The 14,794-nt window shown below is 43.6% G+C and carries 16 protein-coding genes; 13 read left to right on the top strand and 3 right to left on the bottom strand.

Going from position 1 to position 14,794, the window contains the following annotated elements; translation table 11 throughout:
- Positions 1-44: 44 nt before the first annotated feature.
- From DW761_RS09500 to DW761_RS09510, 3 genes are all read left to right on the top strand, one after another.
- A complete protein-coding gene (locus DW761_RS09500; protein WP_117517831.1) occupies positions 45-497 on the top strand; it encodes a VOC family protein in 453 nt (150 codons plus the stop codon).
- Between the two features lie 97 nt (positions 498-594).
- Complete coding sequence (locus DW761_RS09505; RefSeq protein WP_117517833.1) at positions 595-879, top strand: hypothetical protein; 285 nt, start codon at positions 595-597, stop codon at positions 877-879.
- Positions 880-942: 63 nt separating this feature from the next.
- The gene (locus tag DW761_RS09510; protein ID WP_117517835.1) at positions 943-2,355 is read left to right on the top strand and encodes a relaxase/mobilization nuclease domain-containing protein; all 1,413 of its coding nucleotides are present in this window, start codon (positions 943-945) and stop codon (positions 2,353-2,355) included.
- Positions 2,356-2,409: 54 nt separating this feature from the next.
- Here DW761_RS09510 and DW761_RS09515 read toward each other — a convergent pair whose 3' ends face one another.
- Both DW761_RS09515 and DW761_RS09520 read right to left on the bottom strand, forming a co-directional pair.
- Positions 2,410-2,925: a DUF4367 domain-containing protein gene (locus DW761_RS09515; RefSeq protein WP_117517837.1), complete on the bottom strand. Its 516-nt coding sequence runs from the start codon at positions 2,923-2,925 to the stop codon at positions 2,410-2,412.
- Positions 2,926-2,956: 31 nt separating this feature from the next.
- The gene (locus DW761_RS09520; protein ID WP_117517839.1) at positions 2,957-3,430 is read right to left on the bottom strand and encodes a hypothetical protein; all 474 of its coding nucleotides are present in this window, start codon (positions 3,428-3,430) and stop codon (positions 2,957-2,959) included.
- Between the two features lie 164 nt (positions 3,431-3,594).
- Here DW761_RS09520 and DW761_RS09525 point away from each other — a divergent pair, with 164 nt between their 5' ends.
- The 6 genes from DW761_RS09525 to DW761_RS09550 all read left to right on the top strand — a co-directional run bounded on the left by DW761_RS09525 (position 3,595) and on the right by DW761_RS09550 (position 8,928).
- Positions 3,595-3,921: a helix-turn-helix domain-containing protein gene (locus DW761_RS09525; RefSeq protein WP_008982557.1), complete on the top strand. Its 327-nt coding sequence runs from the start codon at positions 3,595-3,597 to the stop codon at positions 3,919-3,921.
- A 410-nt stretch (positions 3,922-4,331) separates the two neighbouring features.
- Positions 4,332-4,541, top strand: a complete 210-nt coding sequence (locus tag DW761_RS09530) for a helix-turn-helix domain-containing protein (protein WP_117417704.1) — start codon at positions 4,332-4,334, stop codon at positions 4,539-4,541.
- A gap of 88 nt (positions 4,542-4,629) precedes the next feature.
- Entirely contained in the window at positions 4,630-6,135 is a 1,506-nt protein-coding gene (locus tag DW761_RS09535; protein ID WP_117517841.1) for a type I restriction-modification system subunit M, read from the top strand.
- Positions 6,125-7,267 carry a restriction endonuclease subunit S gene (locus tag DW761_RS09540; RefSeq protein ID WP_117517843.1) on the top strand — a complete coding sequence of 381 codons (1,143 nt, stop codon included), beginning with the start codon at positions 6,125-6,127 and terminating at the stop codon, positions 7,265-7,267. The genes DW761_RS09535 and DW761_RS09540 overlap by 11 nt, the downstream gene beginning before the upstream one ends.
- Before the next feature lie 111 nt (positions 7,268-7,378).
- A complete protein-coding gene (gene xerA, locus DW761_RS09545) occupies positions 7,379-8,374 on the top strand; it encodes a site-specific tyrosine recombinase/integron integrase (protein WP_117517845.1) in 996 nt (331 codons plus the stop codon).
- Between the two features lie 14 nt (positions 8,375-8,388).
- On the top strand, positions 8,389-8,928 hold the full coding sequence (locus DW761_RS09550; RefSeq protein WP_199485622.1) for a restriction endonuclease subunit S: 540 nt from the start codon (positions 8,389-8,391) through the stop codon (positions 8,926-8,928).
- On the opposite strand, the gene DW761_RS09555 is transcribed toward DW761_RS09550, so the two are convergent.
- Entirely contained in the window at positions 8,925-9,497 is a 573-nt protein-coding gene (locus DW761_RS09555) for a hypothetical protein (RefSeq protein ID WP_117517849.1), read from the bottom strand. The genes DW761_RS09550 and DW761_RS09555 overlap by 4 nt on opposite strands.
- A 129-nt stretch (positions 9,498-9,626) precedes the next feature.
- Here DW761_RS09555 and DW761_RS09560 point away from each other — a divergent pair, with 129 nt between their 5' ends.
- Genes DW761_RS09560 through DW761_RS09575 form a run of 4 tightly spaced genes read left to right on the top strand, consistent with a single transcriptional unit; the run spans position 9,627 to position 14,794 of the window.
- Entirely contained in the window at positions 9,627-10,265 is a 639-nt protein-coding gene (locus tag DW761_RS09560; RefSeq protein WP_117517851.1) for a hypothetical protein, read from the top strand.
- A gap of 13 nt (positions 10,266-10,278) precedes the next feature.
- Entirely contained in the window at positions 10,279-13,341 is a 3,063-nt protein-coding gene (locus DW761_RS09565) for a type I restriction endonuclease subunit R (protein ID WP_117517853.1), read from the top strand.
- Positions 13,342-13,379: 38 nt separating this feature from the next.
- A complete protein-coding gene (locus DW761_RS09570; protein WP_117517855.1) occupies positions 13,380-13,727 on the top strand; it encodes an MmcQ/YjbR family DNA-binding protein in 348 nt (115 codons plus the stop codon).
- A gap of 38 nt (positions 13,728-13,765) precedes the next feature.
- On the top strand, positions 13,766-14,794 hold the full coding sequence (locus tag DW761_RS09575) for a hypothetical protein (protein WP_117517857.1): 1,029 nt from the start codon (positions 13,766-13,768) through the stop codon (positions 14,792-14,794).

The raw sequence follows: 14,794 nt of genomic DNA on the forward strand, positions 1-14,794 counted from the left end.
TTGTGAGAGAATAGAAAATCGGATTTTTTTAGGAGGATATAAAGATGATTGGAAGAATTTATCATGTAGGACTAACGGTTTCTGATTTGGATCGCTCTATTGCGTTCTATAGAGATATTCTTGGACTTGAGTTTCAAGGCGAAATCTTTATGAAGGGCGAAGAAACAGATAAAATGTTCCGCAAGGAAAATTGTAAAGCAAGGGTTGCTTATTTGAATGGCTCCAAGGCTATTGAAGCACCACCGGTCGAACTGATTCAGTTTGTAGACAGCGAAATCCATAAAGAACAATCCGACTTGTTTACGACATCTATCTCAGAAGTGTGCTTCTACACGGATGACATAGATTCGGTCTACAAAACCCTTGTTGAAAATCATGTGGAGTGCTTGTCTGAACCGCAGTATTTCGATTTCAGGGCAGATGGATTTGGGGAAAGCAGAGCGTTTTATTTCAGAGATCCGGATGGAATCATTCTTGAGATGATGCAGCCTCTTTAATAAGAGATCATAGGCTTTCTTCTTACATAAGGGTTGACATCGTTGCGTCATGGCAGATACCCTTGTAAAATATAGTTAGACGAAAGGGGTTGAGCCTATGAAGCTGGTATTGAAGATATTGGCACTGCCGGTGCTGTTCGTTGTAAAAGTGATTTGTATTCTTGGAAATCTGCTTACAAACATTGTGTCCTATGTGATTGGCATATTGCTTTTGGTTATTGGCGGCTCTGCGATTTACTGCATTGTAAAGGCTTTGTGGCAGTCCCTGCTTATCCTTGTGGTTCTTGGAATTGCGACAATAGCAGCGGTGTTCTTGCTCGTCTGGGCTGTTATGAAAGCCGAGAATATTGGAAAAAGTTTGGGAGCATTTATCAGGTCGTGAGATATTATTTAGAGGAAAGTCACCTTCGGGTGGCTTTTTCTTTTTGGGAAGGAAGTGATGGGAATGGCAGCAACAAGATTGATTGCACTCCATGTGAATAAGGGAAAGACGGTCGCTCAATGTTTGGCAGACAGAACCGACTACTCACAAAACGCCGCAAAAACCAATGATGGCGAATTTATCAGTTCCTATGAGTGTGATCCAAAGACAGCAGACGAGGAATTTCTGCTTTCCAAACGGCAGTATCAGCACATTACCGGCAGGCAACAGAAGAACAATATCATCGCATACCAGATCCGCCAGTCCTTTAAGCCGGGAGAAATCACTCCGGAAGAAGCGAACCAGGTCGGCTATGAAACAGCGATGCGATGGACAAAGGGCAAACACGCTTTCATTGTTGCGACCCATATCGACAAATCCCACATTCATAACCATATCATTTATAATTCCACCTCGCTGGATGCCACACGGAAATTCAAAAACTTCTTTCTTTCCGGTCTGGCGGTGCAAAGACTCAGCGATATGGTTTGCCTGGAACACGGGCTGTCCATTATTACACCGAAGCCATATCGAGAGCGTCAGAAAAGAACTGTTTATCCCAAGAAGCGTACCCAGCGTGACGAATTATGTGATGCAATTGATGCGGTGCTGAAACAGAAACCAAAGAGCTTTGATAGCTTTGTTCAGGCTCTGGCTGACATGGGATTTGAGTTCAAGGATGGAAAGCAACCTGCGTTCAAGGGCGAGAATCAGAAGCGTTTCATTCGGCTGCGTTCCTTAGGCGAAGGATATAGCAAAGAGGAAATTCAAGCTGTTATCTCCGGTAAGAACCTGCATAAATCAAAAGGCAGCTCTGCCAAGGCTCCTGCCCCGAAGCAGTTCCAGATGCTGATTGATATTCAGGCAAAGATGGCCGAGGGCAAGACGGTTGGTTATGAAAAGTGGGCGAAGAAGTTCAACCGAAAAGAAGCTGCCCGTACCGTCATTCTTCTGAAAGAAAAAGGCTTGGGAAACTACGACGATCTGACTGCTCATATTGAAAATTTGTCTGCCCGGTTCGATGCGCTTTCTGATTCTATCAAGGCCGCAGAGAAACGTATGGTTGAGGTTCAGGCGTTGCAGCAGCACATCAAAAATTATCGCAACACAAGGCAAATCTATATTGAGTACCGTAAGTCTGGATATAGCAAAAAATTCTTTGAAGGACACCGTCAGGAAATCACAATTCATAAAGCGGCGAAGCAAGCCTTTGACGAATTGCAGATTACAAAGCTCCCATCCATGCAATCGCTGTATGAGGAGTTTCATCAGCTGGCAGTCCAGAAGAAACAAGATTATGTTGAGTATCGTCAGATCAGAAAAGAGAAAGAAGAATTGCTGATTGCCAAACGGACGGTCGAAACAATTCTGAATATTGACAGACAGAAAGAGCAGGAAAAAGAACAAGAGAAAGAGGAAAAGAAGAACTTCCGTTAAAGCAAAAAGCCACGGTCTGCACTCCCCCAAAGGGTGCGGATCGTGGCTACTTTTTTATTTTTCGACCTCAGCGCTTTCAGCCATTTTAATAATTTCAGAGTCGTCAATTTTGCTTGGCTCATATTCCAGAACATAGGTGATTTCGGGAGAATATGTCCAGCAGAGGAACGCCTTGTCATCTTTTTTGTAGAGGGCGCCATGCCAATCCTTAATCATCATTTCTTCGCAGCTGTCCATGCTATCGACTGGGAAAAGCACCCCAAGAGCTTCTGTGTGCAGGCCGGTGATCTCAGCTGGATCGCCATCATAAAATGTCGTTTTCAAAATGCGGTAGTAGATGGTTCGGTCTTTATCGGTCTGATCTCCGTAAGTAAGCGTTGCTGCGAGTTCTGTTTTGGTGACCTTCGTTACATCTTCTCCAAGAACTTCTTCAGCGCTTTTTTCAAAACGGTCTGCAAATTCATCGAAGTCCATTTCCTTTTTCTGATGTGAAGTCACCGCAATTATGATTCCAACCGCCACAACAAGAATGACGGCAAAAATAATAGCTATTCGTTTCTTTTTATTCATGTTCTTCCTTTCCGAGAAAAATAAAGCGAAGTCAACGAGGTACATCTGTCAGATTCATGATCTTTGTATCTGCCTTTTTTGCATATTGCATGGTCTGATAAGCTCCGCCAGAATTGTGTTCTATGCAGAAAATAACTAAATCCGACCGGTCAACCATGGATCGATTTCTGACTTGATGGGCGGACTTGAAGTGCTTTTCTGCGGATTCGAGACAGATTTCAATTTCATCATAATACTCATGAAAAGACTCCTCGTTGTTCCGGTATTCCGCCGTCATATATGGCAGTACAAGAACGAGAGAACTGTTGTCATCACGGATGGTTCGCTTGCATCTGCGAATCGTTGACGAAACAAGCTGATCAAATTCTCCGTCTCGCCCAACAAGGAATTCGATATATTCTTTGGTAAGAAGCAGCTCACGGATGATTGATTCCAACTGTCGCTCAATCAAAAACGGATCATCAACTTGTCTGTGTCCAAAGAAACTGACAGCGAATAAATTCATAGAAATCTCTCCTTTGGAGATGCTTAGTACAGGTATCACCAATCAAGCCAAGATATTGATAATTATATCACCAATATAAGAAAGGATAAATAGAAAATTCATTTTCTCGTTACCAACGTCGCCTTCCGATTCATACTACAATAGTTGAGGAAGGAGGGACAGGAATGGCCAACACGCAGTATGATGAATTTATTCGTATCAGGATTACAGAATTAAGAATAGCAAAGAATATTTCCGAACACAAAATGAGCTTGGATTTGGATAAGAGTGGCTCATACATTCGTGGAATAACCAGCGGAGCAGCCTTGCCGTCTCTCAGGGAACTGTTCAATATCATCTCGTATTTTGATATGACACCGGCAGAATTTTTCGCCCCGCTGGACGATGCGAATACCCCGTATCGTGAATTGTGCGAGAAGCTAAGAACCATGAATGAGGAAGAACTCGAAAAGGTCAGCACCTTTATTGGCTGGATTGAGAAGAAAGAATAATCAAATGGAATTAAGATTTTAACCTGGATGCCAAATGGCAGTCCAGGTTTTTTTCTTTCTCAGGAAAGCGTTCAGAATGAACGAGCAGCCGGTATCGTAGATACCGATCAAAGGGGATTGGGGATGCTTCCCCAACAAGCAAATTTGCGAAGATTGCACCGAAGGGAAAATCGAGAAAATGAGTGAACCTGTACAGGTTTACACTGCTTGCCAATTTGTAAAACCCCAAAATTCCGCTTCTCTAAGCTCTAAAAGTCCTTCCGCTTCAAAAAATCGGATAATTCTTTGAAATAAGAAAATAAAATGTAGTGATAGCTCACTTTCTTGTTGAGTTTACCTATTTGCGTGCTATAATTATAAGTACAGGTACTTTTTGAACGAAATATCTGGAAGAAAGGAATGGTGAAATGATGGCTGTCAGCTATAAGAGACTATGGAAGCTATTGATTGACCGAGATATGAAGAAAAAAGATTTGGCTGAACAGGCAAATCTGAGTAACTATACCATCAACAAAATGCATCGAGGTGAGAATGTAACTACGGATACGCTCGTAAAAATCTGTTCTGTCCTGGGCTGCACCTTTGACGATATTATGGAAATAGTTCCGGACGAAAAGTAATATGTCCGTTTTATGGGATAGCCTCTTTGGTAGAATATAAGCTGAAGAAGCATAACTACAATAAACTGTTAGAGTGGAGGAATCGGCAATGGCTGAAAAGAACAATGCCAACATTGGCTTTGAAAAGCAAATTTGGGATGCTGCCTGCGTGTTATGGGGACATATCCCTGCCGCTGAATATAGAAAGGTAATCATCGGACTGATTTTCCTTCGCTATATTTCCAGCGCATTTGAAAGAAAATATAACGAGCTTGTCGCAGAGGGCGAAGGCTTTGAAGAAGATCGTGACGAGTATTTGGGCGAGAATATTTTCTTCGTTCCGGAGAAAGCAAGATGGTCTACCGTTGCAGCTGCGGCTCACACTCCGGAAATCGGCACCGTTCTCGATGAAGCAATGCGAGAGATTGAAGCAGAAAACAAATCTCTAAAAAATGTGCTTCCGAAGAATTACGCAAGTCCGGATTTGGACAAGCGAGTTCTGGGCGATGTCGTCGATCTGTTCACCAATATGGATATGTCTGATACAGAGGAAGGCAAAGACCTTCTGGGCAGAACCTACGAGTATTGCATCGCACAGTTTGCTGCCTACGAAGGTGTGAAGGGCGGCGAGTTCTATACACCGTCCAGCATCGTTAAGACAATCGTTGCAATCCTGAAGCCGTTCAATAACTGCCGTGTGTATGACCCTTGCTGCGGTTCTGGCGGTATGTTTGTGCAGAGCGTGAAGTTCATCCAGGCTCACAGCGGTAATCGTCAGAGTATTTCTGTTTATGGTCAGGAATCCAATGCGGATACCTGGAAGATGGCAAAGATGAATATGGCGATTCGTGGCATTGATGCGGACTTCGGCCCGTATCAGGCTGACACATTCTTTAATGACCTTCATGCCAACCTTCGTGCAGATTTTATTATGGCAAACCCGCCTTTCAATCTGTCCAACTGGGGGCAGGATAAACTGCTGGACGATGTTCGCTGGAAGTACGGAACGCCGCCTGCCGGTAATGCCAACTACGCATGGATTCAGCACATGATCCACCACCTTGCGCCGAACGGCAAGATTGGTCTGGTGCTTGCAAATGGCGCACTGTCTACACAGTCCTCCGGTGAGGGTGAGATCAGAAAGAATATCATCAATGCCGATCTGGTGGAAGGTATCGTTGCTCTGCCTACGCAGCTGTTTTACAGCGTGACGATTCCGGTTACACTCTGGTTCATTAGCAAGAACAAAAAGCAGAAAGGCAAAACGCTGTTTATTGATGCCCGCAAGATGGGCTACATGGTTGACCGCAAACACAGAGACTTCACGGATGAAGATATTCAGAAACTGGCGGACACCTTTGAAGCATTCCAGAATGGAACCTTGGAAGATGTGAAGGGATTTTGTGCGGTAGCCGATTTGCAGACTATCGAAAAGCAGGACTACATTCTGACTCCTGGGCGCTATGTTGGCATTGAAGAACAGGAAGAAGATGGCGAACCGTTTGAAGAAAAAATGGCTCGTCTGACTTCGGAACTTTCTGATATGTTTGCCAAGTCCCATCAACTCGAAGCCGAAATCCGTAAGAAGCTGGGGGCAATTGGTTATGAAATATAAGTTGTCAGAAATCATGGATTTAATCGGTGGTGGTACACCTAAAACGACAAAGCCAGAATATTGGGATGGAGATATTCCTTGGCTGTCGGTAAAAGATTTTAATAACGACTTTCGTTTCGTGTATGAAACAGAGAAGCACATTACAGAGCTTGGCTTGAATAATTCGTCAACCAAACTTCTGCAAGCAGGAGATATTATTATTTCAGCCAGAGGAACAGTAGGAGAAATTGCAACCATACCGTTCCCTATGGCGTTTAATCAATCATGTTATGGATTGAGAGCAAAAAAGGAAATTGTGACAGCAGATTTCTTGTATTACTTAATCAAGCATAATATTCATGTATTAAAAAAGAATACACATGGGTCTGTATTCGACACAATTACTCGTGATACTTTTGCTGGAATTGAAGTTGATATACCGGATATGGACTCCCAATCAAAGATTGCAGAAATTCTATCTAATATTGATGAAAAGATAGAAGTAAATGTCCGCATAAACGAAAATTTAGAGCAGCAAGCCAAAGCACTTTATCAGCAAATGTTTATCGAAAATACGTGTCCGGATTGGATTGAAGGCTCTCTAAGCGACATCGCTGATATTACTATGGGTCAATCCCCAAGCGGCAGTAGCTATAATGAGGACGGCATAGGCGCAATCTTTTTTCAAGGTCGTGCAGAATTCAGCTTTAGATTTCCAACTATCCGCCTTTATACCACCGAGCCAAAGCGAATGGCCTGTGCAAATGACATCCTGATGAGTGTCCGAGCACCGGTCGGAGATCTTAATATTGCTCATACAGACTGTTGCATCGGTCGGGGGCTTGCAGCTATTCATTCTAAAACGAACCATCAGTCTTTTGTACTTTACACGATGTTCTCGCTCAGAAAACAGTTGGATGTATTCAATGGCGAAGGTACAGTTTTTGGCTCCATCAATCGCAATTCACTGAATGATATGCCAATTCTTATCCCCTCCGATGAGACAATCGAGGAATTTGAAAGGATAGTTGCTCCTATGGATGCAGCAATCCGCAATAATTATGATGAAATATGCCGTTTGCAGGCTATCCGTGACACTTTACTTCCTCGTCTTATGTCCGGTGAGCTTGATATATCCGAGCTTGATATCTAAGCCGCTAAATTTTCGTTTACGACCTAACCCATAACTTCTGCGAGTGGCAGGAGTTTATACTGAGGATTGCCACTCCGTAGTCATTCTCTAATTACAAAAGGAGAACAGACTATGAATGATGAATTTGTAAATGATGTGCTACGAGATATGCTGGCATATCTTGATAATGGACAGGCAGAGCAGCTGCGACGAGTGCTGAAGCATAATCTTTCCGGATATGAGATTCAGCGGAGAACAGATAGTACAGCTGAGGATGCAAGTGCAGAAAACACACGGTTGACCGTTGCGTTTCTTTCGGCAAAGCGAATTGAGGGATGCTCCGAAAAGTCGCTTTCCTACTACCGAAAGACAATCGAAACCATGTCTGAGAAAATTGGAAAAGGGATCACGCACATTACAACCAACGATCTGCGTTCCTATTTGACCGACTATCAGACAGAGCGAAAATCCAGTAAGGTGACGATTGACAACATCCGCAGAATCTTATCCAGCTTCTTTTCCTGGCTTGAAGATGAAGATTACATCTTGAAAAGCCCAGTACGCAGGATTCATAAGGTGAAAACGGCTGTGACCATCAAAGAAACCTATACAGACGAAGCACTGGAAACCATGCGTGACCATTGCGATTCTCTGCGTGATCTGGCTTTGATTGATATGCTGGCATCAACCGGAATGCGTGTTGGTGAATTGGTGCTTCTCAATCGAGATGACATTAACTTTGAGGAGCGAGAGTGTGTGGTGTTTGGTAAAGGCAGCAAGGAGAGAATGGTCTACTTTGATGCCAGAACCAAAATCCACCTTCAGAACTACCTTGCACAAAGAACGGATAGCAACAACGCCCTGTTTGTGTCGCTGAAAGCGCCATATGAAAGATTGCAGATTGGCGGTGTGGAATCAAGGCTGCGTGAACTTGGTAAGCGGCTTTCGCTTCCGAGAGTACATCCGCACAAATTCAGACGAACCCTCGCTACAATGGCGATTGACAAAGGAATGCCCGTGGAGCAGCTTCAACGGCTCTTGGGGCATCAACGAATAGACACGACCTTGCAGTATGCAATGGTCAAACAGAGCAATGTAAAGATTGCTCACCGCAAATACATAGGTTAGGAGTGTGAACTATCGTGGTAAAATTTAAGGATATATGCACTAAAATAGGTAGCGGTGCTACGCCGAAAGGTGGAAAGGAAGCATACTGTGAGGATGGCATCTCTCTAATCCGAAGCCAAAATGTGTTGGATTTTGCTTTCTCAGCTGATGGGTTAGCTTTCATAAATGATTTGCAGGCAGAAAAACTAAAAAATGTAATTGTTGAAAAAGGTGATGTTCTACTCAATATTACGGGGGACTCTGTTGCAAGAGCGTGTATGGTAGATAAAAAGTATTTACCAGCAAGAGTTAATCAGCACGTCTGCATAGTACGAGCCGATCTGCAAAAGGCTGTGCCAAGCTATCTGTTGTATTTCTTGCAGTTAAACAAAGAATACTTATTACAATTAGCGGCTGGTGGTGCAACAAGAAACGCTCTTACCAAAGAAATGATTAATAATCTGGAATTGGAATTGCCGTCGATTGAAGATCAACAGAAAATCACTGCAATTTTAGATGACATACAAGCAAGAATGGATTGCAATAATGCGATAAACGAAAATTTAGCGGCTTAGATCTGGATGTTGGAGACATCAAGCTCGCCGGACATCAATCGAGGAAGTAAGCTATCCCTTGTTTTTGCTAACGATTGATTCTCCACAATGTTGGAAGCAATTAAATCGTACATAGGAGTAACAATCTGGCAGAAATCCTCGATAATGGAATCAGGCGGCAGGCACAAAGTAAAGTCTAAAGTGCTTTTTGGTGTTGCTCGTTGACGGCTATTGGTTGATCCAGTTGTATGAGAGCAAAGATGATTAAGGAACGGAGTGCTATCAAGAATCGAGTAAATATAATCTCGCTGGTCTTGTTTCTTTGCCTCATAAACAATGAATTCCGTAGAGCAAACGGAATGAGCCGAAAGACACAACGGTCTCCATATACGCTTGGTATCAGGATTCAGTTTGGAAATCATCACTGAATTTGAATTGAGAATGTACTTGTTACTCTTGATTCCAGCTGCGATCTCAAATACCGGGTAGTGTTGCTCATCAAATGCAGGGATACTGTAATGCTCAACCATGACATCAGGATTTTTGGCTGGTGACCAGCTATCAGTTTTCAGTTCTGCTATTTGTCCCAATGTGGATGGACGCCAATCTGAAGGAGCCGCACCACCGAACGGCTCATAATCAATGAACCATGCCTGAAATACGGCACGGGCTTGCTGCTCTAAATTTTCGTTTGAAATTTGTAGAAGGGAGGAACCTCTATGCTTAGAGATTGGAATTTTTGGTGTACCGTGATGACATCCGTTGCAGCTGTCGTTGCGATAGGTGTATCAGTCCACCAAATACGACTAAGTAATAAACAGCAACTGTTTGAACGCCGATTGAAAGCATATATGATGGCAAATAGCATTATTTCCCTTTGCAAAGAAAACTACGTTTTCCTTTCAGAGAAAAGAAAAGCAGAACCTCAGTTTGCTAATGACCTTGTTTTTGTATGGCTTACAAACAATACATATATGGAGGGGCAAGCAGAAGCCATCGAGCATCCCTTAGAACAGCCATTTCACAAGGAGCTTTTGAAAAAACGAGAAGAACTTAGAAATATGGCAATGGAATTTGAATTTATTTTCAAAGGCAATGTTGCGTCGCTTTATGGCAATTTCCTGAGAGATTACGAAAATGCATTGGCTGTAATGTATCAGTATGAGATTATTATTAGAAAAATGAAGGAAGAAAATGAAAAATATCCTCATACTTCAGAAGTGTTATCGAAAATGTTTTCAGAAGAAGAATATCGGGACAGACTGTATGATGCATTAGGTAAACTCAAGGTGTCGTATGACACAGTGTCACAAGAAAAGAATGATAAGCAACTGAGAAAACAGCTTGCATTGATATAGGGGGCGAAAGCATATGGCAAGATTATATACCGAAGCGGACTATGAAAACTCCGTGATCGAATTATTCCGGAATATGGGGTACAGTTACCTGTATGGCCCCGACATAGAGAGGGATTTCCGCAATCCTCTGTATGAGGAAGAACTTGTTGCTTCCCTCTATCGTTTGAACCGTTCCCTGCCGGAGGACGCTATTAGTGATGCGCTTTTTAAGCTGAAGAACTTTGAAAACGGCGAATTGGTGCAGAAAAACGCTGTCTTTATGGACTACCTGCAAAACGGTATTCCTGTTCGCTATTTTGAGAAAGGCGAGGAACGCTCCTCCATCGTCTATCTTGTTGACTACAAGAATCCTGACAACAACTCCTTTATCGTAGCAAATCAATGGACTTTCATTGAAAACAGCAACAAACGCCCGGATATTCTGCTTTTCCTGAATGGTATCCCGGTTGTTATTGTGGAACTGAAATCTCCGTCCAGAGAAGAAACCGATGCTTCTGCTGCATATCGGCAGCTCCGCAATTACATGAAGGAAATCCCCTCTATGTTCATCTATAACGCCATCTGCGTTATGAGTGACCAAATGACCTCCAAAGCCGGTACAATTACTTCCGGCGAAGATCGTTTCATGGAATGGAAAACGGTGGACGGAAGCTACGAGAACACGCAGTACGCACAGTTTGATACCTTCTTTGAGGGAATGTTCCAAAAGGAACGCCTGCTTGACCTGATAAAGAACTTCATCTGTTTTTCCAACGAAGGTGTGAACTCCTTCAAAATACTGGCGGGTTATCATCAGTATTTTGCCGTAAGAAAAGCAATCGAATCAACCAAACGAGCTACCGTTACCGATGGTAAGGGTGGTGTGTTCTGGCATACGCAAGGCAGCGGTAAGTCACTGTCGATGGTGTTCTATGCCCACTTGCTCCAGGAAGCATTGGATAGCCCAACGATTGTTGTGCTGACCGATAGAAACGATCTGGACGATCAGCTTTTCGGACAGTTTGCAAAGTGCAAGGATTTCTTGCGCCAAGACCCGATGCACGCTCAGAGCCGTGAAAATCTGCGTGACCTCCTTGCCGGTCGTCAGGCAAACGGTATTATCTTTACGACCATGCAGAAGTTCGAGGAATCTCACGAAGCCCTTTCTGAACGCAGAAATATCATTGTTATGGCAGACGAAGCCCACCGTGGACAGTATGGTTTAACCGAAAAGATTAAGATGACCAAGAATGAGGACGGTGAAGAAATCGCCAAGCGTGTTGTTGGTACTGCCCGCATTATCCGAAACAGCTTGCCGAATGCTACATACATTGGCTTCACCGGAACTCCGATTTCCTCGAAAGACCGCAGCACCCGTGAGGTGTTCGGTGATTACATCGACATTTATGATATGACGCAGGCTGTCGAAGATGGCGCAACCCGCCCGGTCTATTACGAAAGCCGTGTCATTAAGCTCAATCTGGATGAAGCTACGCTGCACATGATTGATACAGAGTATGAAATCATGGCACATAATGCTGATCCGGAAGTTATTGAAAAGAGCAAGAAAACTCTCGGACAGATGGAAGCCGTATTGGGCAACGATAATACTATCAATTCTCTGGTCTGTGATATTCTTGACCATTACGAGAATTACCGGGAAGGTCTGCTTACAGGCAAAGCGATGATCGTGGCATATTCCCGCCCGATTGCAATGAAGATCTATAAGCGGATTCTGGAGTTGCGCCCTGACTGGACGGAAAAAGTCGGTATTGTTATGACCGGCGGAAACAACGACCCTGAAGAATGGCATGATATTATCGGCAATAAGCGGCACAAGGACGAGCTGGCGAAAAAATTCAAGGACAATAACAGTCCGATGAAGATTGCCATTGTCGTTGATATGTGGTTGACCGGATTTGATGTTCCGTCCCTGGCTACTATGTATGTGTATAAGCCGATGAGCGGATACAATCTGATGCAGGCAATCGCCCGTGTCAATCGTGTGTTCCGTGACAAGGAAGGCGGTCTGGTCGTTGACTATGTAGGCATTGCTACCGCATTAAAACAGGCAATGAATGACTACACCACCCGTGATAAGAAAAACTATGGTGATACGGATGTTGCCAAAGTCGCTTATCCGAAGTTTATCGAAAAGCTCGGTGTCTGCCGTGATATGTTCCATGGATTTGATTACACCAAGTTCACTACCGGAACCGATCTGGAAAGAGCAAAGACCATCAGCGGTGCGGTAAACTATATCATCGCCCGTGAAAAGGAAGAAGAAAAAGACACCTTTATCAAGGAAGCCCTCATGCTTCATCAGGCTCTTTCTCTTTGTTCTTCTCTGGTGTGTGAAGCTGATCGCTTTGAAGCGGCGTTCTTTGAGTCGGTGCGTGTCCTGGTGCTGCGGCTGACCAATGCGGGAACCGGCAAGAAGATCTCTCTGCCTGAAATGAACGCTCGTATCAATGAGCTTTTGAAGCAGAGCATCAAGAGCGAGGGTGTTATTAACCTGTTCTCTGATATGCAAGAGGAATTCTCTTTGTTTGATCCGAAGTTCCTTGAGGAAATCAGCAAAATGAAAGAGAAGAACCTGGCAATCGAGCTGCTGAAAAAACTGATAGCGGAACAGGTATCTATTTACCGTAGAACGAATGTGGTTAAGTCCGAAAAGTTCAGTGAGATCATGCAGCGAGCGATCAACGCATATCTGAATGGTATGCTCACCAATGAAGAAGTCATTGCAGAAATGCTGAAACTCGCAAAACAGCTGGCAGATGCCCACAAAGAGGGCGAACAGCTTGGTCTTACAGCTGATGAGTTGGCATTCTACGATGCACTTACGAAACCGCAAGCAATCAAGGATTTTTACGAAAATGAAGAACTGATTGCGATTACAAAAGAATTGGCAGATACACTTCGTAAGAATAAAACGATTGACTGGCAGCGCAAAGAGTCTGCCCGTGCCAAAATGCGTACTCTCATTAAACGACTGTTGAAGAAACACAAATACCCACCGGAGGGTATGGATGATGCTGTTCAGACCGTAATGACACAGTGCGAGCTTTGGACAGATAACGTGATGGAAGCCTAATCTATGGTGTATCGCCTTATCATATAGGGATGGAAACAATGGAACGAAAAGAACTATTTGAATGGGCAAAAGAAATCTATGGAGCAGAACCGGATTACCCGTGGAATGACTGGAATTGTGTTTTGCGCCATAAGAACAATAAAAAGTGGTTTGCGTTGGTGGTTGAAGTCAATGCAAAAAAGCTGGGATTGCAAGAAGATAAAACGGTTGATGTCCTGAACATCAAGTGCGATCCGATGATGATAGGTTCACTGCGTATGAAAGAGGGATTCTTCCCCGCCTACCACATGAACAAAGAGAATTGGATCAGCATTCTTCTCGATGGTACAGTCTCGGCAGATGAAATCAAGCCCTTGCTGGAATTGAGTTATCAACTGACCCGGTAACGCAGACGAAACGGTAGATGGGTTTTAGGAGGTGCGATATGCAGATACATTATTTTCAGAGATACCACTCCAAAGAGAATGTGGATACCTCAAACACCATGCTGATGCTCTCTCGCTTGTATAACTATAACGCTGATAAGTTTTTTTCTATGCTGAATAGTCTTATTCTTGGAGAGGACGAAAGCCCGGAAATCACCTTTGATTTGCAGGTCGTTGGTGACGATAGCGTTCCGGATGCGGTTATCAGCCAAAAGAGCTTCAAAATAGTGGTGGAAACAAAGCTCTACAATCAGTTTTATAAACAGCAGCTTGTAAATCATCTGGAGCAGTTTGGCGCTGAGGATATAAAGGTTTTGCTCACACTTGACCCCAAGCCGATGAAACCGCAACTGTTTGATGAACTGGCGGTTGAACTAAAAAAGTATAACAGTGAAAATGCAACCCGGCTTATCCACCCGATCAAGCACGTCAATTTGACCTTCGAGCAGCTTGTGGACGCTATGGAGGATATTGTTGACGACAGAGATACGGAAATCATTGCCGTTTTAGACGATTTCAAGAAGTATTGTTTTGATGAAAAGCTGATACCGGATGGCTATAAATGGATGAGAGCAATCGTAGCCGGTACAACTTTTCAGGATAATATGGATTTGGATTTGTTCTATGACCAGGAATCCCGCAACTTCTCAGAACATGGATATATCGGCTTGTATAAGGACAAGAGTATCCGTGCCATTGGTAAGCTGAAAAAGACCATCATCGCAGTTGAAAATAACGGCAGTATGACTTATCGTGCCGAAAGCGGAGCTGAACCTACCGCAGATGAGATTGAACGCATCAACGAGGCAATCCGTCGTGCAGATAATTATGGCTATAACCTTCGGACGATTAGCCATAGATATTTCATCGTTGAAAAGTTCTACCCGATGGACTTTAGAAAAAGCAGTAAGAACCCGATTCAAAAAAGCAAGTTCTTCAATCTTGCTGATATGTTCGGATATAAAACAATGCCTAACACCGATGTAATCGCAAATGATCTGAACGGTCGGACTTGGGAGGAGTTTTAA

The sequence above is a fragment of the Absiella sp. AM29-15 genome, from assembly GCF_003434225.1.
Taxonomy (GTDB): Bacteria; Bacillota_I; Bacilli_A; order Erysipelotrichales; family Erysipelotrichaceae; genus Hoskinsella; species Hoskinsella hominis.

Coding starts and splice junctions, on each gene's coding strand:
- DW761_RS09570 (WP_117517855.1), top strand. CDS start 13,380: ATGGAACGAAAAGAACTATTTGAATGGGCAAAAGAAATCTATGGAGCA.
- DW761_RS09515 (WP_117517837.1), bottom strand. CDS start 2,925: ATGAATAAAAAGAAACGAATAGCTATTATTTTTGCCGTCATTCTTGTT.
- DW761_RS09525 (WP_008982557.1), top strand. CDS start 3,595: ATGGCCAACACGCAGTATGATGAATTTATTCGTATCAGGATTACAGAA.
- DW761_RS09530 (WP_117417704.1), top strand. CDS start 4,332: ATGGCTGTCAGCTATAAGAGACTATGGAAGCTATTGATTGACCGAGAT.
- DW761_RS09535 (WP_117517841.1), top strand. CDS start 4,630: ATGGCTGAAAAGAACAATGCCAACATTGGCTTTGAAAAGCAAATTTGG.
- DW761_RS09510 (WP_117517835.1), top strand. CDS start 943: ATGGCAGCAACAAGATTGATTGCACTCCATGTGAATAAGGGAAAGACG.
- xerA (WP_117517845.1), top strand. CDS start 7,379: ATGAATGATGAATTTGTAAATGATGTGCTACGAGATATGCTGGCATAT.
- DW761_RS09540 (WP_117517843.1), top strand. CDS start 6,125: ATGAAATATAAGTTGTCAGAAATCATGGATTTAATCGGTGGTGGTACA.
- DW761_RS09565 (WP_117517853.1), top strand. CDS start 10,279: ATGGCAAGATTATATACCGAAGCGGACTATGAAAACTCCGTGATCGAA.
- DW761_RS09520 (WP_117517839.1), bottom strand. CDS start 3,430: ATGAATTTATTCGCTGTCAGTTTCTTTGGACACAGACAAGTTGATGAT.
- DW761_RS09560 (WP_117517851.1), top strand. CDS start 9,627: ATGCTTAGAGATTGGAATTTTTGGTGTACCGTGATGACATCCGTTGCA.
- DW761_RS09575 (WP_117517857.1), top strand. CDS start 13,766: ATGCAGATACATTATTTTCAGAGATACCACTCCAAAGAGAATGTGGAT.
- DW761_RS09505 (WP_117517833.1), top strand. CDS start 595: ATGAAGCTGGTATTGAAGATATTGGCACTGCCGGTGCTGTTCGTTGTA.
- DW761_RS09500 (WP_117517831.1), top strand. CDS start 45: ATGATTGGAAGAATTTATCATGTAGGACTAACGGTTTCTGATTTGGAT.